This is a genomic window from Legionella lansingensis (assembly GCF_900187355.1).
In the GTDB taxonomy this organism is placed as follows: Bacteria; Pseudomonadota; Gammaproteobacteria; order Legionellales; family Legionellaceae; genus Tatlockia; species Tatlockia lansingensis.
The window spans coordinates 2,915,206-2,932,250 of the sequence record NZ_LT906451.1; the positions used below are offsets into that span (position 1 = coordinate 2,915,206).

The window sequence follows — 17,045 nt, forward strand, 5'->3', positions numbered from 1 at the left end:
ACTAGGGAACGTCCCTAATCCCTTCCCCATAATGATTTATTATTTGTAGGACATATTATGACAACTGTTTCATTTTCCCGCCTTGATTGGTTTGACAATGTAGAAGAAAGACCCCATCCATGGCCGGGATTAAATTGGTTAACAGCCATGTTAGTCGTTTCCGATGTCAAAAAAGCCGTGAATTTTTATGAAGAAGTATTCAGCATTGTGCCAATATTCGAACTGCCGGATGAAAACGGCCGTATACTTTTTGCGCGCATGCGTTATAGAGGATGCAATTTTACCTTAACTCAAGAAGGAGCATTTAATTTTGATGGCAAAGCTCCTGATGCCACCAATACCGTTCCACCATTTGTTTTCTATATCTATGTCGATGATGTCGATAGCGTCTATTCCCAAGCACTAGAAAAGGATTGTAAATCAGTTGAAGAACCCCATAGTGAGTTTTGGGGTGACAAAAAGGCACGGGTGATCGATCCTTTTGGTTATATCTGGGACATTGCTTGTAGGATGATCTAACTTCTTGAGCAACTAATAGGGAACATCCCTAATTCAAATGCAAAAGAAATGTAAATCTACGACAGTGCTAGTGATCTTGCGAGGCTTAGTGTTATAATGCATTTAACCCGACAGCGAGTGATTTTTTGAACCAATACTCGCATATAGGGAGGCGTCCTGTAGCCGGCGTTGAGCAAGCCCACCTTGAAGTGGGAAGCCTGAACCGTCTCATCTGCCACCCACTTGAACCTCAGGGTTCAAAATCTGGACTGTCGGGCTCCTCTTCTCTTAATCTCCTCAGGTTTGTCGTAAGGAGGAGTGTTTTTTATCCTCAAATTCGGCAATAACCTGACTCAAGCGACCTTGTTTTGTAGCTAAAAACTCCATGAAGCTCAGTGACACAGATTCACCTATTGCCTCTTGTATCTTTTTCAGAGCTGCACTACGCTTCGTCTCTCCGGAAAAAAAACCACCAGAACGCGGATCATTTCTGCGATCATTTTCATAAACATGAAGACAAAACACATGTAATGCTTGGTGAATAAAATCCTTTTCTTTCTCAGGCAAAGCAGCCACATCTTTTTTAATTTTACGCGCGAAGGGCAAACATGCTAAATAGGAATGATCTTTTGAACAAGCAAAATCATCCAGCAAGGCTTGCACAGTCAACTTGAACCTTTCTCCCTCAGACGTAAAGCTCTTGCTCTCTATGACAAAAATTTCACTCCAAGAAAATCTATCTAAGGCAAGCAAAAAATTAACCTCTAATTTGGGAAGAAGAGCTTGGAAAGCTTTGAGATCGGGATTGACTCTTGTCTCTCGACTATCAATATAATCCCTGTGCTGCTTAAAAAAACTTCTACTCAGTAGAACTCGCTTAGTCAAACATTGAACAATAGCCAACTCCGATCGTCTCTCCTCATCCGTAGTCAACGGACGAGAGTCAATGAGTTGCGGCAGTATGTCAAGTTGATCATCGGAACAGTGCTGATTAAGTAGAAGAAAGAGAGATACAAGCATGGTAATTATGTTTTTGTACTTATCCTTTTCGTGTGGAGGTAGGTAAGTTGCAATGATCTCCCTAATTTTGCCTAAAGGATAATCAGCAAGCTTGCCCTCCTGTGCATAACCCAACATACGCGCGCACATCATCAGTAAAGTCACTAGCCTTGCGATGTCCAGTTGGCCATTTCCGCAAGCTGTTTTCACTAATAGTTGATATTTCTGGGGTTCATTAGCATCCTGCAAACCGTGCTCTATTAATTTTTTCTGAAAATCAATCCATGGTTGAACTTCGCTCGCTGTAATCCATTCTTCACTAGGTAAATTCGTGGCCACCCACCGCCAAAATTCATTGAGAACGATATACACATCCCTTTTTAAACTACTGCAGACTGAATCATTGGGACCAAGTTCTGCAAGTAAATTCAATAACTTTGCTCCTCTCTCGACATGCGGTTTCTTTAAAGCCTTCACTAGAATTTGAATAGCATCATTTAATTCGCTAACTTTCATTTTCCACTCCCTGAAAACTGCCTACAGATAGATTAACTTTTGCTACAAAAGACTTAGAATAGAACCAAGTGATCTTAACTTAACAGCAAATTTCGCAAGTTCAAAATGTTTTTAGTCAGAGAATGTATGGAGAGCCCCTAGCTGGCTTTTAATTGTTCTTTCAGAGCTAATAATTTGTCTCGAACTTTAGCGGCTTGTTCAAATTCCATGTTTTTGGCGTGGAGATGCATTTGCCTCTCCAAATTTTTGATTTCTTTTGCCAGTTGTTCAGGCGAGAGTGGTAGATAGAATGCCTTGCGCTCAGCAATTTGTGGTTTACGTTTGGTACTGTAAGCACCTTCCATAATATCTTCAACGGCTTTACGAATACCTTGTGGTGTAATCCCATGTTTATGATTAAATTCAATTTGCTTATTGCGACGACGTTCTGTTTCATCCAGTGCACGCTGCATGGAGCCCGTCACATAGTCGGCATAAAGAATAGCGCGGCCATTGATGTTTCGTGCGGCACGGCCAATGGTCTGAATTAATGAGCGATCTGAACGTAGAAATCCTTCTTTATCGGCATCAAGAATGGCCACTAAGGCAACTTCAGGCATATCCAGACCTTCACGCAAAAGATTAATACCGACCAGCACGTCAAATTCGCCCAAACGTAAATCTCTGATAATTTCTACTCTCTCGACGGTATCAATGTCTGAATGCAGATAACGAACTTTAATCCCATGCTCATGCAAATAGTCCGTTAAATCCTCGGCCATACGCTTGGTAAGGGTAGTAACCAATACACGTTCACCTTGGGCAACAACCTGGTGAATCTCTGACAGCAAATCATCCACCTGATTTTTTACTGGGTGCACAAAAACCTGTGGGTCGATCAAGCCAGTAGGGCGGACCACCTGCTCAGCAATGTTATCTGCGTTGTCACGCTCGTAAGGTCCCGGGGTTGCCGAAACATAAATTGTTTGCGGCGAACGTGCCTCGAACTCCTCAAACCGAAGTGGTCGATTATCCAATGCTGAAGGAAGGCGAAAGCCATACTCCACTAGCGTTTCCTTGCGCGCTCTATCACCGCGATACATACCGCCAATTTGTGGAACAGTCACGTGAGATTCATCAATGACAAGTAAGGCATTAGGTGGTAAATAATCAAATAGCGTGGGGGGAGGCTCTCCAGCTTTTCGTCCTGATAAGTAGCGGGAGTAATTTTCAATTCCTGAACAATAGCCAAGCTCAAGCATCATCTCAATGTCAAAACAGGTGCGTTGCTGCAAACGTTGTACTTCCAGTAACTTATTTTGTTTTGTTAATTCTTCTAGACGTTGTTGTAATTCCTCTTTAACCAAATCGACGGTTTCTAAAATTCGTTCACGTGGAGTCACGTAGTGCGTTTTAGGAAAAATGGTAACACGCGGCAGACGTTTTAAGATTTCACCAGTTAGAGGGTCGAAACAAGCGATATTTTCAACCTCCTCATCAAATAACTCAATCCGTATAGCATCTTTCTCAGAGTCGGCAGGGAAAATATCAATAACATCACCGTGAACGCGGAATTGTCCCCTATCAAGTGATTGCTGACTACGGATGTATTGCATTTCAGCAAGTCGTCTTAAAATTTTGCGCTGATCAGATTGTTCTCCCCTTGAAAGATGTAATAACATACGCAGGTATGAGTCAGGATCGCCTAATCCATAGATGGCTGAGACCGTGGCGACAATAATGGCATCGTTGCGTTCAATCAAAGCTTTGGTAGCTGATAAACGCATTTGTTCAATATGTTCATTAATGGATGCGTCTTTTTCTATGAAGGTATCAGAGGCCGGAACATAGGCTTCAGGCTGATAGTAATCATAGTAAGAGACGAAATACTCCACGGCGTTATCAGGAAAGAACGTTTTAAATTCACCGTACAGTTGGGCTGCCAAGGTTTTATTGGGCGCCATGACGAGCGTTGGCCTTTTCAAAGCCTGAATCACGTGAGCAATGGTATAAGTTTTACCTGAACCGGTGACGCCTAAAAGAATTTGACGGGATAATCCGGATTCTATTCCATCGATAAGTGAAGCAATTGCGGTAGGTTGATCACCAGCAGGTTGGTAATCTGCGTAAATTTTGAATACATTTTTCATATTATAAACTATAATCGATCAGTTTGAGTTTTGTGGCTTTTGCACAATTCATTGGTCAGAAATATATCACAGGAGTTTAATGATGGATATCACACTGGCAACACGTGTGCAATCAGTAAGACCCTCGCCCACCCTTGCCGTGGCTGCCAAAGCCGCAAAAATGCGGGCTGAAGGCTTAGATATTATTAGCTTGGGAACTGGGGAACCTGATTTTGATACGCCGCAGCATATCAAAAATGCCGCTATTGCAGCCATTGAAGCAGGTTTTACTAAATATACTGCAGTAGATGGTATCCCGGAATTAAAACAAGCTGTTATTAATAAATTTAAGCGTGATAATGGTCTTGACTATCAGCCCTCTCAAATTCTTGTTTCTGTTGGTGGTAAACAAAGCTTTTATAATTTATGTCAAGCTTTACTCCAGAAAGGCGATGAGGTACTTATTCCAGCGCCTTACTGGGTCTCCTATCCCGATATGGTTTTGTTGGCTGAAGCAACTCCCGTCATCATTCCCTCAACACCTGAGGAGCGCTATAAGATCAGTGCCTCGCAACTGGAGAAAGCGATTACCCCCAAAACTAAACTGTTTATTTTGAACAGTCCTTCAAATCCTTCTGGTGTTGCTTACACCCTGGAAGAGCTAAAAGCATTGGCCGATGTACTGATGAAACACCCACACGTTTTTATTGCCACAGATGACATGTACGAACACATTCTATGGACACAGCCTTTCGCTAACATATTAAATGCCTGTCCAGCTTTGTATCCACGCACTATCGTGCTAAATGGTGTTTCAAAAGCATATGCTATGACCGGCTGGCGAATTGGTTATGCTGGTGGACCCGCTCCTCTCATCGCAGCAATGAACACCATTCAATCACAATCCACCTCTAATCCCTGTTCAATTGCCCAAAAAGCAGCCGTGGCTGCCTTGAATGGTGGGGATGAGACCGTAAGAAACATGGTTGCTGCTTTCCAACAACGCCATGACTTTTTGGTAGAGCGCTTATCAAACATCCCAGGCATCGATGTCATACCCGCTGATGGCACATTCTACAGCTTCCCTAGTGTAAAAGCGATCATTGAAAAACGTGGCTTTGCCAACGATCTCGAATTCGCAGACAAATTACTGCAAGAAGTAGGGGTGGCTTTGGTTCCAGGCTCCGCTTTTGGTAATGAGGGGTGTATACGTCTGTCCTTTGCAACCAGCATGGATATTTTGCGCGACGCGATGGATCGCCTACAACGATTTTGCAAGTAGGTTGGGCCCCCTTTGGCCTGAGGTCATGCATAGTGCCCAATAAAAATCTCCTTTTTGCACTTGATCCTTTAATAAAATAGATTTAAGATGCCCCCTTCATTCCCCGGTAGCTCAGTCGGTAGAGCGGATGACTGTTAATCATTAGGTCACAGGTTCGAGTCCTGTCCGGGGAGCCAAATCCAGTCTGGGTTTTGGCGAAATCAGGAATCAAATTAACCTCACCGTGGGACACTGGTGGGACAGTTCAAAATAACAAACCGCCATCAGCAGCAATACACCTCAACTATTATTCGTTTGAAAATAATAAAGAGAATCACTATAATAGTTACATGTACACGCTCGTTACTTCTGCTATTCACTTAGCAGGGTACGAGAGACACCCTGGGTATATCCCGGGGTTTTTTGTTTTAGGGATGTAGTTTTAATGAATAATAAAAAGAAAGTCGTTGCTTACGTTGATGGATTTAACCTTTATCACGGTATTAAAAACTTAAATAAGCCTTATTTAAAATGGTTGAACCTTCGATCTCTGGCCGAAAAATTTATTGATCAGAAAACAGAGCAGATTGAGAAAGTTTATTATTTCTCCGCCATAGCAACTCACCTGGATAAAGAAACCGTCCAACGTCACCGAACCTACATTGAAGCTTTAGAAACAATTAGTATTGATTTTGTCGGCGGAAATTTTAAGAAAAAATTGTGGGATTATAAAAATAAACAAATTAATCTGAAATGGCTTAAGCATGAGGAAAAGGAAACCGACGTTAACCTGTCTATTTATATGGTGAGAGATGCCATTAAAAGAAGCTTCGATAAAATCATACTCATCACCAACGATACCGACATGGTTCCAGCAGTCAAAATGGCGCGCTATGAAAATAATGAAATTCAATTCAAATTACTTACGCCTCCCACTTTAGAAACGCACGATTCATTGTTGGAGGCGATTAATCCAGGACATGCTACCAAACTGACAGAAGGGCATATCAAAACAAGTTTACTACCAGAAATGATTAAAAAGAAAAATGGCAAAATTGTTTATATCCCTCCTTCTTACAAGCGGACAAAAACATGATCAAATTCGGGCATTTTTATTTTAAAATGCCCCATGAGTGCCCCATAGCGAGTTTGAATAAGCAAATTATCCTTGATAATTAATGCAATTCATTAATATATGCAAATGATTGATTGTCATATGTTGTCATTTTTTTGTATTTGTTGTACTCTCTTGTCCGTTGTAGATGTAGGGAATATCAAAAGATGGCAAGTATCGAAAAAAGAATCTCCAGTGATGGCAAAGTTTCTTACCGAGTTAAAATAAGACTCAAAGGTTATCCCACCCAAACAGCCACATTTGAACGAAAAACAGATGCGCAAAAATGGGTACAGCAAACTGAATCAGCTATTCGTGACGGACGTCACTTTAAAACAACAGAATCTAAACGTCATACTTTAGGTGAAGCTATTGATCGCTACATAAGTGATGTCATTCCCACAAAACCAAAAAATACAATTAACCAAGTTGGGCAACTTAAATGGTGGAAACAATATTTAGGTGATTACCTGCTTGCTGATGTAACCCCAGCACTAATTGCACAATACCGTGACAAACTTGCAAAAACGCCGTCACAACGAAGTGAAACTCGAAGTCCTGCGACTGTTAATCGATACCTTGCTGTATTAAGCCATTTATTTACCGTGACAATCAAAGAATGGGGATGGGTAGAAGAAAATCCTTTACGCAAAGTAACAAAACCCAAAGAGTCGCGTGGACGCGTTCGTTTTCTGTCTGATGAGGAACGCACACAATTGCTAGCTGAATGTAAAAATAGTGAGAGCCAATATCTCTACATGGCTGTCGTATTAGCTTTGTCAACAGGTGGCAGGAGAATGGAGATACTCGGATTAAAATGGAAAGACGTAGATCTTCACCGAGGCATTATTACTTTGCACGAAACAAAAAACGGCGAACGTCGTGTCTTGCCTTTAACTGGACATGCCTTGGAGTTAATGAAACAACACTCAAAAATCCGTCATGTACATTGCGATTTAGTTTTCCCAGGAAAAAATTTCAAATCACCAATAGACTTACGCACCCCCTTTGAAAATGCTTTAAAGCGTGCTGGAATCACTGACTTCCGATGGCATGATCTTCGTCATAGCTGTGCATCGTACTTAGCCATGAATGGAGCCAGTCTTGCCGAAATAGCCGAGATCCTTGGTCATAAAACTCTGCAAATGGTTAAGCGATATGCGCATTTATCCGAGGCACATACAAGCAAGGTGGTGGCCAGAATGAATGAAGCAATTTTTGGATCATAATATTACTATGGATCAAAAATATTTTAGTGTTAACGAAGTAATAAAATATTTTGAAAAAAAGGGACGCCCTATTGATTTTGCAGACATCGGTGGCTACGTACGCAAGTGTATTATTCATCCAGTTGTTTATATTGATTCAATTCCAGCACATGCGCATGAAACAATAAATGTAGAACAGGCTTTAGTCATAGGCTTTTGTTATTTGTCAGCATATTGGCATATAAGTGAGGATAAGATCATTGCTCTTTGCGATAACTTATTACGGGGACAACAAGCAACGCTATGCGGTATTAATAAAGAAGAATTAACACAAATAAGGATAACTTCTTGGATGACCGAATTGCGTCATTTTGAAGGAGTGCCTTTGGAACACCTTTACCCCAAGCCATTTTCTAACGATTTGGCAATCACAGGATTTATGTTTCCTCCAAAAAGTCCGTTTTATATTCACATAGGAAATATTGCTATTTCAGAAGAAGATTTAAATGTGTTAGATAGCACTCGTTCTCTAGATGAGGTTACAGGTAATAAATTGGATAGTCAGCAGAGTGGCTCAAATAATGATAAAAAAATAAACCATGTATTTCATCATGCTAGTAAGCGTGCAGCAATTTTAAGAGCAGCCTCTGCAATTGCCTATAGATTTCCCTCTGATGTTTCATCTGGAAAAGCCATTTTAGCACTAATAAAGAGCAACAAAAATTTTTTATTTGAGCAAAGTGAAATACCGCGCAGCGATCGAACCAACATTGACCTTATTAATGATTATCTTCGACCACTTGAGGAATGTGACTTTAACAGAAAAGACTATGAGCAATCTCAGGAAGAAAAATTATTCGGGTCCGCTCTATCTATTATTTTTAGCAAAGAAGAAACAAAAATAAGTAACCGCTCCACTGCTACAGTAACAATAGCCAAAAAAATATTTGAGAAACGGGAAATAATTGGCTGCACTTTTGAGCTAAATGTTATTGAACAACTGCTTGATGATTCTTTTGCGTTAATAAGTTGATTTCCATCGCTTAACACTAATACATACTAAGTACATACTAGATGCATAGTACGTATTTAGTATGTAATTCTCTTTATTTTCAATAAGTTATAACAATGATTCAATGTTTACTACAGCATTACGCAAATGTCTGCGGTGCCTAACATTGAAGGAGAAGTTATGACAGCTGAATCTGATTTAAACAATAATCTCGTCTCTGGAAAACGCTTCGCTGATTTTAATAATACAGTGAAGTTATACAACCATGTATTTTCTAGTAGCAGCTCACTTAGACATTATGTCTTTCATTCAACAACAAATGGTCTAGAGAAAGTGATTTCTCGCCTTGGAAAAAAATTAATCTTTGATCTTGATAAATTGGATGTATGGCTTGCACAAGGAGGTACAAAATGATTAAAGATACAGAAAAAAATCGCCCAGTCGGATTACTGGGCAATCCTAAATCCAAAAATCATTTGTATGGTAATTCAGCTTCCTCACAAAGAGCAAGACTTTTGAAGTTTTTTGAATCGATTCCTCGGATCTCAACTATAGAAGCACGTGAGGTGTTAGGCATATTACACCCTGGGGGGCGGATCATGGAGTTGCGCAAAAAAGGCTACCGCATCGATACTCACTGGGTAGAAGAGCCTGACGCAAATGGTGTATTACATCGTGTAGGGTTGTATGTTTATCAGGGAAAATAGGAGGCTTGCCATGATGGTAAATAGTAAGCCATTCGATTTTCTATTAGATGCCATTCAAGGCGTCGACGACGCTATTAAATTAACGAAAAAATATCCGTTCACTACTAAAAGCCCAGGTATTAAATTGCTTAAAAACTGTACTGTAGTACTGAGAAGGACGTTTTTAAAAAGAAAAGCGGAGGGAGTTATGGAGATTAATGCTAATTTGGGCGACTTGCACAGAGCTTTAGACATGACTGAAGAGTGTTTTTGCGATGCTGTAACGACACTGGCATCGCTTCCTCCAGAATTGTATGAGCAAGGTGTAGCCTCATGCGAACGATGTTTATCAAGGGCACTAGAACTGTTAGAGCAATTCAAAAAAGAAGTAATGGAGGCTAATTAACATGGCTAGAAATAGAATGATTAAAAGTGAATTCTGGACTAGCGAACAGGTCATGTCCTGTTCGCCTCTAGCTAGACTGATGTTTATTGGGCTTTGGAATTATGCTGATGACCGAGGCATTCACAAAGCTTCATATAAAAAACTCAAAGCTGAAGTTTTTCCTTATGATGATTACTCGTTGGACGATATTCAAAATTGGATTTCTGAGCTTATACAACAGAAGCTTTTACATGAGTACACTGTTGATGGACAAGCCTACTGGATAGTTACAGGCTGGAGTAGGCATCAAAAAATTAACAAGCCAACGTACCGATATCCAGTAGAGGCCAGTCTGATTCCTACTAAACTAATTCATAATCATTTAATGAACACTAACGAAAGCATTAGTGACTATTCAACAACTCCTACATCACCAGTCAGTGAGAACTTATTGAAGGGTTGCGACGAAATAGAAAAGAAAGAAAAGAGAAAAGGAAAAGAAAAACACATACGTGAAGTTGAAACTTCACCTGTTGGTGTTTTAGAGGCTAATTCTTTCGCCAGCAAACAAATCTTTGAGTATTGGCAAACTACCATGAATCATCCACGTGCTAAGTTTGATCGCAAGAGACAGCGTGTCATTACTACAGCATTGCGCAATTACTCAACATCCGAGCTAAAGCAAGCGATTGATGGCTGTAAAAATACTCCCTATAACATGGGCAAAAACGACAGTGGCCAAGTTTACGATGATATTTGCCTCATCCTCCGTGATGCTGAACACATTGAGCGATTTATAAATAATGGTGTTAGGAAGAACACGGAAAGCACATATATCGCTAGCAATGATTTAATGGCGGGGGTGATTTAACGATGATGGCAAAGGAAATTGCAAGAAACTTAGCACAGAGAGCGGAAGACGTGGCTCAGTATTTATTATCCCAAGGCAAGAAAGTAGGCAATGAATGGCGTGCTGGTAATATCTATGGGCAGTCCGGCCAATCACTTGGAGTTCATCTAACTGGCGAGAAGGCTGGATTATGGTGTGATTTTGCAACAGGGGACAAAGGAGATCTTCTTGATTTATGGGCAAAATCACGCAATTTAAAGATCTCTGAAGCAATTAAAGAAGCTACCCGCTACCTAGATATATCCTCGCCTCATTTCGAGGCGTATAGATCTCCAAAATTCGTTAAACCAGATCTTCCAATAGCCATTGAGGAAAATAACTTATCGCCTGTAATGCTTTACCTAATAAATGATCGAAAATTAACCAAAGAAACCCTATTGGCTTACAAGATTGGACAGCATGGTCAAGAAATCATCTTCCCTTATTGGCGAAATGAAGAACTGGTTTTTATTAAGTACCTGAAACTAGAAAGAGTGAACAATAAAAAATCAATGAGGACTGAGGCGGGTTGTGAGCCTTGCCTATTTGGCTGGCACATGCTTCCAGATAACTCCAGAACAGTCATTATTTGTGAAGGCGAAATTGATGCAATGAGCTTGTATCAATATGGATTACCTGCCCTTTCTGTTCCTTTTGGTGGAGGTGGGGGGAATAAGCAAAAATGGCTTGAGTATGAATTTGATAGATTGGCAATTTTTGATGAAATTTTTTTATGTATGGACGATGATGAAGAAGGCAGACTTGCTACGAATGAATTAGTTAACCGTTTAGGGCGGCATCGTTGTCGCGTAGTTAAATTACCTCTTAAAGATGCTAATGCATGTTTGCAGGCAGGGATTTCTGCAGATGAAATTAAGCGTTGTTTTGTTGAAGCAAAAACACTTGATCCAGAAGAACTAAAGTCTGCTAAAGAATTTACTGAACAAGTAATAGAGGAGTTTTACCCGCCTCTTGGTGTTCATCTTGGTTACGAAGCTCCATGGAATAAAACTCACGGTAAAATTATTTTTCGTCCAGATGAGCTCTCCGTATGGACAGGCATAAATGGCCATGGAAAAAGCCAATTTTTAGGTCAAATCATTCTTCATGCAATGAAACAAGATGCCCGAGTTTGTATTGCAAGCTTGGAGATCAAACCAAAGCGGCTATTAATGCGCTTAACTCGCCAAGCTAGTGCCCTTGCTGAGCCGTCAACAGGATATATAAGCGCTATTCACGAATGGTATGAAGATAAGTTATGGTTATTTGATTTAGTTGGAACTGCAAAATCTCAACGATTACTAGAGGTCTTTCTCTATGCTCGGCAGCGATATGGTATTGATGTATTTGTTATTGATTCATTGATGAAGTTGGATATAGCGGAGGACGACTATAAAACGCAGAAAGCTTTTATGGAGCAACTGTGCGACTTTAAGAATCAACACAATTGCCATATTCATATTGTGATTCATCCCCGAAAAGGTGCTAACGAATTACTACCTCCAGGTAAACTTGATAATAAAGGCACAGGCGCAATCAGTGATTTAGCAGATAACTGTTTTAGCGTTTGGCGAAATAAGGAAAAAGAACAGCTCAGCCAGAAACAAGCAAATGGCATCAGGTTATCTGATAAGGAATTGGAGAAATTGAAGGGTTCAGACTGCTTATGGAGCTGTGATAAGCAACGTAATGGGGATTGGGAAGGTAAATTTGGGTTTTGGTTTCATGCTGCCTCATTACAATATTTAAGTCAGCCTGATTCCAAACCCATAAGAATGGTGGATTATTCAACAAAAACAGAAGTTGATCTTAAGTGCTTATTAAAGTAATTCGAACCGATAGGATGACTGAAATACTAAATGATTCGCTCTATACAAAATTAACTCTATTGTATGTTTTTTGTAAGAGCATTTTCATGTATTGTAGCTACCATCAAAAAGATGATTATTCGTCCAATGAGAAAAAATCGCGGATTTCGATGTTGTCTAACCTGGACTATGTTTGCTGACTTTTTGATAATTTGTATAGTCCTATATTTAGTATGTAAATATTCTCAAAAACAAGGAAAAAAGGGATGACAAGAGATCATAATCCACTGGTTATTGAGCGGGAAAGAATGGAACATGAACGAAATCAAGCAGATATAGAATTTTATAGAAAGTTTAAAATGTTTTTTACAGGCCTAGCTTTTGCTATTCTCTCTTTTATAGGTTCACACCCTGTTTCTACGTCATTAAAATACATTAAAATTATTGAAATAGTGGCTCTAGCTTTTATTTTAATTTCAGGTTTGCTTCTTTTATTCAATTTAAGTGGAGTCAAAATTAAAACACCTTTGAGTGACTTTTCAAAGTTGAAAATCTTCGACAAATTTAAATATGTTCCTTTGTATTTTTTGTTTAATTTAAACATTCATTACTGGGTATGTTTTATAATAGGAATTACTTTATTATTGGTTGGCAGAGCTATTGCTTTGTTAACTTCGTCTGTGTGAGCTTGAATTAACAGAAGCAATTTAAGCAAGCATAAACCTGTTAGATTCAAATCCAGAACCTTCTTTGACAATTGTTTAGCAATAAATTCGATTGTAATATGATTGAATTTGCGGCTACATGAGAAGTTGGTTTAATCAAACAGGTCTACAATCTTCGTCTAATCCGAGCTATGTTTGATGTCATTAAATAACAATCTTTCAATTACGCTTAGGGGAGGAGGATTATCAATCTGTTTTAAAGTTCCATATACCTTAGGTACAAGTTTAGATGCCAACCATTTGCGAGTATCAATCCGCAATCGAGAACGAGCAATCCATTCACTATTACAACTTACATTGCCTTGTTCATAAACTAGATAATCATTAGATGAGTCATCAGCAATTTCTAATATTTCATCTACTAATAGGTCAATTTGGCATTTTTTTGCTTGTGCGTATTGGTCACGAAATTCAGGAAAATTGGCCAACCAACGATATATAGTATTGTGGCTAGGCCAGTCAGGGTTTTCTTTACAAAGCCTTTTAACCCCTGCGCTATTCGAGGCAATGGTGTCACAGATTTCTTTTGCTAACTCGGGGGTGTAATCGGTTGGCCGACCTGTTTTGTTTTTGGGGGTTGCGCTCATACCATCAATCCTAAAAGCAACGGGTACATGAGGCTATGATAAAATATCTATCAACACAACATAAACTTAGATTGCATCGTGGTTAAAATGAAATTTCCATGGGGCACTGGTGGGACACTCAGAAAAAAATAACTCCAATAAATCACGATAAATAGCAATACATAAATTTCATTAACCTTTTGATTTAATTTCTTTTATTGATTGCTATTTATTGTGGTATATAATTCGCACAGGACTGTTAATCATTAGGTCACAGGTTCGAGTCCTGTCCGGGGAGCCAAATCCAGTCTGGGTTTTGGCGAAATTCAATTCTTATCTATATTCTTGGGTACACTTAGCAACAAATTTTCTGTATTAAAGATTGTTAAGAAATTCTATTAATTTTTCATTATCCTTTACTGTCTCGGAAAAATCTCGTTTTTCTTCATCAGAAAACTTGTTCCATAAATACTGCGCTACCTTAATATACTTATTCTCAAAAGCCGTTAAAATTAATTTTTTTACATCTTTTTCAATGTGAACATGGAAACGTTTAGGTGCATATTTGGAAAATTCAATTAATTCCTTTCTAACTTTATCCTCTACTGTCAAATCGTCAATATATCCATTGCCTTCATAAGGATGACTTGATATTTTATTTCTTAATTTCTCGAAATTATTTTGAAGAAACCAACAATTCCAAAAGTTAATGGCATGATATGCCAAATCAGATAACCGATATTTTACAAAATCATTGTTTACCAAAAACATTGCACAATGTTCATGAGTTTTATTAAGGATATTATATTCTCGAAAAATTGAGAATCTTCGAGGAATGGAATAATTTTTCCTAGTCAAATTAAAATGCTTACTCCCGTTGCAAATAACTCTAATTATCTCAAAATTAATATCCCCTTTTATTTGTGACTCTAATTGTTTCAGCAATTTATTCTTTTTTTCTTTTTTTAGCCACTCATCAACCCAGTCCTTTAAATGATTGATGTTAATAAAAAATGCAAGATAATCATCACAATGCTCCGCACTACCTTTGTCATTACGAGAGATATTATTACATCTATCATACCACCGCTTTACTCTTTCATACTGTTCTAAAAAATAATTTGTATTAAATTGTCGTGGACTACTCATAATTTATTTTCCTTATACTCAGCAAGCAAGCGTAGGCTGGGCTGACAAGCCCAGCATTTAACATGTCAACACTTCTAAAGTACCCTTCTTGCAAACACCATACAGATAAAATATAAAAATTATCAAATGGAAACATAACAGCAAGTTCAAACCAATGCGACGATACAGACGCTCTACTGTTGCAGGAGCAACTTATTTTTTCACTTTAAATTTACAAAATAGAAAAAGTACCATCCTAATCAATCATATTGATAAATTACGTTTTGCTTTTAAAAAAGTCCAAGTTAATCACCCGTTTAAAATTGATGCGATTATTATTCTTCCTGATCATTTACATCTGATGATGACCTTGCCTATAGGGGATGTTGACTACTCAAAACGATTGAATTTAATAAAAGGCATGTTTTCAAGGCAAATTGCGCCTTATGAATCAATTTCACTATCTCGTCAGAAAAAGCGCGAACGGGAGATTTGGCAAAGACGGTTTTGGGAACACTGTATTCGAAATAATGCAGATTATGAACAGCATATCAATTATATTCATTACAATCCCGTAAAACATCACTATGTCTCTAGTCCATCTAGATGGCCTTATTCAAGTATTCATCGATTCATTCAATCGGGAATACTTCCTGTCAATTGGGCTTGTAATGATGAGTTTCATGATGGGCATTTTGGAGAGTAAATCAGTTCGACATCCGCTGGGCTTAACAGCCCAGCCTACGTTTGCTGATCATTTACATCTGTTGATGACCTACAGTAAACGAATCTGTTGCGATAAAATCAATTTTTTGTTCGACTTTTGTTCTATAATGAAGCAAATGAAGAACCTTGATGTCTATTATGATTTTAAATATTACAGTAGCTCAATTTCCAGATGAGACGCTCAAAGATATTAAATATAGCCAAAATATCTATCGAAGTATTGACTTTAATTTTGGTAAAGATGCAAATATCGCAATAAATAAAGCCAGTTTAGAGAAGTTTGTCAATAAATTTAAAAAAATTCATAGTACTCATGATAAGCCTATTGAAGGGATTGTTACATTAGGTTCAATGAAACATCTTTCCTCAAAGACCATAAAATTGCTTCTTTCTTCAGAAGACTTTATTAACATGCTTGATCCTCAAAGTTTCTTAAAATTAATCGTAACTTCCGACGAAATTGCAGATTTTGCGCTAAACAATCCGAAACTAAAAGCCAAACTTGATAATATTGAACCCTTGATAGATAAGCAAAAATTTAAAAACTCTTGTACTGCAAGAGCGATAATGAGAATACTTCTTGAAAGAGGGTATATTGATCAAAGCAACTATACTCCAAGCAAAGAATTAGAAATATATAGAGAAATTTGGCTAGAGCCTGGCAAAGTTGCGTCGCCAGAAAAGATCGTATCCTACTTCCAAAAACATCAACTCAATGTAATTGGTATTGAAATTAAAGAATTATCTAAATCTGCGCTAAATAAGTACTCTAGAGACACAGTGATTACTTCACTTTATTCACTTTTCAGGAAAGATGTACCCATAAGAAAAAAATTAACCCTGACCACCTTAAGCGAAACGGATTTTCCTCAAGGAACAACTACACTTATTGTTATAAATACCGGGGTACTTCATACATTGTTAGGAAAGAAATGCGACGGACAGTTTGAAGTTATCGACCCTCAATTTGGAGATAAAAAAATATATAATGGCTTTATGGATTTTCTTGAAAAAGAGAGAAAAACTATGGGTGTTTTTTTTGAGATTTTACCGAGAACTGAAGAAACTTTTAGACCATGAAGCAAGCGTAGGCTGGGCTTGACAGTCCAGCCTACGCTTGCGGCATGGGTTCTTTCTCACCCTATTTGTTTTTGTGAAAAGATTGCCTATACTCAAATTGCTAAATTTAATAGGAGAAACTGTAATGGAATGCAAATGCAATAAATGTGGGATGAGTGTTAAAGGATTGTCCTGTGGTAAGTGCGATACAGCATTGGTTAAAGATACAGTCACAACCAGCAATAATAACAAAGTGCAGGTCGCAAAATGTCCGCATGGCTGTGGGATGATTAAATCACCCGTTTGCTGTGGCCAAGATATGGTTTGTTCAAGCTAACGCGTTTTCACTTAAGAGGT

Annotated in this window: 18 protein-coding genes, 1 tRNA gene and 1 other RNA gene; 16 read left to right on the forward strand and 4 right to left on the reverse strand. The window is 38.5% G+C overall.

The window, feature by feature from the left end; genetic code table 11:
• The first annotated feature begins 57 nt into the window (after positions 1-57).
• Together CKV79_RS13300 and ssrS are read left to right on the forward strand one after the other, a co-directional pair.
• Positions 58-519: a VOC family protein gene (locus CKV79_RS13300; protein WP_028372432.1), complete on the forward strand. Its 462-nt coding sequence runs from the start codon at positions 58-60 to the stop codon at positions 517-519.
• Between the two features lie 101 nt (positions 520-620).
• Positions 621-781, forward strand: a non-coding RNA gene (ssrS, locus tag CKV79_RS13305) — 6S RNA.
• 14 nt (positions 782-795) lie between these two features.
• Here the strand turns inward: ssrS and CKV79_RS13310 are convergent.
• Together CKV79_RS13310 and uvrB are read right to left on the reverse strand one after the other, a co-directional pair.
• Positions 796-2,013 (reverse strand): hypothetical protein, encoded by a 1,218-nt coding sequence (locus tag CKV79_RS13310; protein WP_028372433.1) that lies wholly within the window; start codon positions 2,011-2,013, stop codon positions 796-798.
• A 137-nt stretch (positions 2,014-2,150) separates the two neighbouring features.
• Positions 2,151-4,142 carry an excinuclease ABC subunit UvrB gene (uvrB, locus tag CKV79_RS13315; RefSeq protein ID WP_028372434.1) on the reverse strand — a complete coding sequence of 664 codons (1,992 nt, stop codon included), beginning with the start codon at positions 4,140-4,142 and terminating at the stop codon, positions 2,151-2,153.
• Positions 4,143-4,224: 82 nt separating this feature from the next.
• Here uvrB and CKV79_RS13320 point away from each other — a divergent pair, with 82 nt between their 5' ends.
• From CKV79_RS13320 to CKV79_RS13370, 11 genes are all read left to right on the forward strand, one after another.
• Complete coding sequence (locus CKV79_RS13320) at positions 4,225-5,403, forward strand: pyridoxal phosphate-dependent aminotransferase (protein WP_028372435.1); 1,179 nt, start codon at positions 4,225-4,227, stop codon at positions 5,401-5,403.
• 100 nt (positions 5,404-5,503) lie between these two features.
• Positions 5,504-5,579: transfer RNA gene (locus tag CKV79_RS13325), tRNA-Asn, on the forward strand.
• Positions 5,580-5,827: 248 nt separating this feature from the next.
• Positions 5,828-6,478, forward strand: a complete 651-nt coding sequence (locus tag CKV79_RS13330; protein WP_028372436.1) for an NYN domain-containing protein — start codon at positions 5,828-5,830, stop codon at positions 6,476-6,478.
• A gap of 185 nt (positions 6,479-6,663) precedes the next feature.
• On the forward strand, positions 6,664-7,725 hold the full coding sequence (locus CKV79_RS13335; RefSeq protein WP_028372437.1) for a tyrosine-type recombinase/integrase: 1,062 nt from the start codon (positions 6,664-6,666) through the stop codon (positions 7,723-7,725).
• Positions 7,703-8,737, forward strand: a complete 1,035-nt coding sequence (locus CKV79_RS13340) for a hypothetical protein (protein WP_028372438.1) — start codon at positions 7,703-7,705, stop codon at positions 8,735-8,737. Before CKV79_RS13335 ends, CKV79_RS13340 begins: the two co-directional genes overlap by 23 nt.
• A gap of 159 nt (positions 8,738-8,896) precedes the next feature.
• Positions 8,897-9,130: a hypothetical protein gene (locus CKV79_RS13345; RefSeq protein WP_028372439.1), complete on the forward strand. Its 234-nt coding sequence runs from the start codon at positions 8,897-8,899 to the stop codon at positions 9,128-9,130.
• Positions 9,127-9,423, forward strand: a complete 297-nt coding sequence (locus tag CKV79_RS13350; protein ID WP_081778025.1) for a helix-turn-helix domain-containing protein — start codon at positions 9,127-9,129, stop codon at positions 9,421-9,423. The genes CKV79_RS13345 and CKV79_RS13350 overlap by 4 nt, the downstream gene beginning before the upstream one ends.
• A 10-nt stretch (positions 9,424-9,433) precedes the next feature.
• Complete coding sequence (locus CKV79_RS13355; RefSeq protein WP_028372441.1) at positions 9,434-9,808, forward strand: hypothetical protein; 375 nt, start codon at positions 9,434-9,436, stop codon at positions 9,806-9,808.
• A 1-nt stretch (position 9,809) separates the two neighbouring features.
• Positions 9,810-10,658: a hypothetical protein gene (locus tag CKV79_RS13360; RefSeq protein WP_051546072.1), complete on the forward strand. Its 849-nt coding sequence runs from the start codon at positions 9,810-9,812 to the stop codon at positions 10,656-10,658.
• A gap of 2 nt (positions 10,659-10,660) precedes the next feature.
• Positions 10,661-12,505 carry a bifunctional DNA primase/helicase gene (locus CKV79_RS13365; RefSeq protein ID WP_028372442.1) on the forward strand — a complete coding sequence of 615 codons (1,845 nt, stop codon included), beginning with the start codon at positions 10,661-10,663 and terminating at the stop codon, positions 12,503-12,505.
• 245 nt (positions 12,506-12,750) lie between these two features.
• The gene (locus CKV79_RS13370; RefSeq protein ID WP_028372443.1) at positions 12,751-13,170 is read left to right on the forward strand and encodes a hypothetical protein; all 420 of its coding nucleotides are present in this window, start codon (positions 12,751-12,753) and stop codon (positions 13,168-13,170) included.
• Between the two features lie 158 nt (positions 13,171-13,328).
• Here CKV79_RS13370 and CKV79_RS13375 read toward each other — a convergent pair whose 3' ends face one another.
• Together CKV79_RS13375 and CKV79_RS13380 are read right to left on the reverse strand one after the other, a co-directional pair.
• Complete coding sequence (locus tag CKV79_RS13375) at positions 13,329-13,796, reverse strand: terminase small subunit-like protein (RefSeq protein ID WP_028372444.1); 468 nt, start codon at positions 13,794-13,796, stop codon at positions 13,329-13,331.
• 354 nt (positions 13,797-14,150) lie between these two features.
• The gene (locus tag CKV79_RS13380; protein WP_028372445.1) at positions 14,151-14,924 is read right to left on the reverse strand and encodes a hypothetical protein; all 774 of its coding nucleotides are present in this window, start codon (positions 14,922-14,924) and stop codon (positions 14,151-14,153) included.
• Positions 14,925-15,078: 154 nt separating this feature from the next.
• Between CKV79_RS13380 and CKV79_RS13385 the strand changes: the two genes are divergently transcribed.
• The 3 genes from CKV79_RS13385 (at position 15,079) to CKV79_RS13395 (ending at position 17,025) form a co-directional block, all read left to right on the forward strand.
• Positions 15,079-15,609 carry an REP-associated tyrosine transposase gene (locus CKV79_RS13385; RefSeq protein ID WP_028372446.1) on the forward strand — a complete coding sequence of 177 codons (531 nt, stop codon included), beginning with the start codon at positions 15,079-15,081 and terminating at the stop codon, positions 15,607-15,609.
• Between the two features lie 158 nt (positions 15,610-15,767).
• Positions 15,768-16,709 carry a hypothetical protein gene (locus CKV79_RS13390; RefSeq protein WP_028372447.1) on the forward strand — a complete coding sequence of 314 codons (942 nt, stop codon included), beginning with the start codon at positions 15,768-15,770 and terminating at the stop codon, positions 16,707-16,709.
• A gap of 124 nt (positions 16,710-16,833) precedes the next feature.
• Positions 16,834-17,025, forward strand: coding sequence for a hypothetical protein (locus CKV79_RS13395; protein WP_081778026.1), 192 nt, complete (start codon positions 16,834-16,836; stop codon positions 17,023-17,025).
• Positions 17,026-17,045: the final 20 nt, after the last annotated feature.

What these genes read in the sequence shown, in the direction of transcription:
- CKV79_RS13395 (WP_081778026.1), top strand. Translation starts at nt 16,834, where the DNA reads ATGGAATGCAAATGCAATAAATGTGGGATGAGTGTTAAAGGATTGTCC.
- CKV79_RS13355 (WP_028372441.1), top strand. Translation starts at nt 9,434, where the DNA reads ATGATGGTAAATAGTAAGCCATTCGATTTTCTATTAGATGCCATTCAA.
- uvrB (WP_028372434.1), bottom strand. Translation starts at nt 4,142, where the DNA reads ATGAAAAATGTATTCAAAATTTACGCAGATTACCAACCTGCTGGTGAT.
- CKV79_RS13380 (WP_028372445.1), bottom strand. Translation starts at nt 14,924, where the DNA reads ATGAGTAGTCCACGACAATTTAATACAAATTATTTTTTAGAACAGTAT.
- CKV79_RS13300 (WP_028372432.1), top strand. Translation starts at nt 58, where the DNA reads ATGACAACTGTTTCATTTTCCCGCCTTGATTGGTTTGACAATGTAGAA.
- CKV79_RS13350 (WP_081778025.1), top strand. Translation starts at nt 9,127, where the DNA reads ATGATTAAAGATACAGAAAAAAATCGCCCAGTCGGATTACTGGGCAAT.
- CKV79_RS13360 (WP_051546072.1), top strand. Translation starts at nt 9,810, where the DNA reads ATGGCTAGAAATAGAATGATTAAAAGTGAATTCTGGACTAGCGAACAG.
- CKV79_RS13335 (WP_028372437.1), top strand. Translation starts at nt 6,664, where the DNA reads ATGGCAAGTATCGAAAAAAGAATCTCCAGTGATGGCAAAGTTTCTTAC.
- CKV79_RS13375 (WP_028372444.1), bottom strand. Translation starts at nt 13,796, where the DNA reads ATGAGCGCAACCCCCAAAAACAAAACAGGTCGGCCAACCGATTACACC.
- CKV79_RS13365 (WP_028372442.1), top strand. Translation starts at nt 10,661, where the DNA reads ATGATGGCAAAGGAAATTGCAAGAAACTTAGCACAGAGAGCGGAAGAC.
- CKV79_RS13345 (WP_028372439.1), top strand. Translation starts at nt 8,897, where the DNA reads ATGACAGCTGAATCTGATTTAAACAATAATCTCGTCTCTGGAAAACGC.
- CKV79_RS13390 (WP_028372447.1), top strand. Translation starts at nt 15,768, where the DNA reads ATGATTTTAAATATTACAGTAGCTCAATTTCCAGATGAGACGCTCAAA.
- CKV79_RS13340 (WP_028372438.1), top strand. Translation starts at nt 7,703, where the DNA reads ATGAAGCAATTTTTGGATCATAATATTACTATGGATCAAAAATATTTT.
- CKV79_RS13320 (WP_028372435.1), top strand. Translation starts at nt 4,225, where the DNA reads ATGGATATCACACTGGCAACACGTGTGCAATCAGTAAGACCCTCGCCC.
- CKV79_RS13385 (WP_028372446.1), top strand. Translation starts at nt 15,079, where the DNA reads ATGCGACGATACAGACGCTCTACTGTTGCAGGAGCAACTTATTTTTTC.
- CKV79_RS13330 (WP_028372436.1), top strand. Translation starts at nt 5,828, where the DNA reads ATGAATAATAAAAAGAAAGTCGTTGCTTACGTTGATGGATTTAACCTT.
- CKV79_RS13310 (WP_028372433.1), bottom strand. Translation starts at nt 2,013, where the DNA reads ATGAAAGTTAGCGAATTAAATGATGCTATTCAAATTCTAGTGAAGGCT.
- CKV79_RS13370 (WP_028372443.1), top strand. Translation starts at nt 12,751, where the DNA reads ATGACAAGAGATCATAATCCACTGGTTATTGAGCGGGAAAGAATGGAA.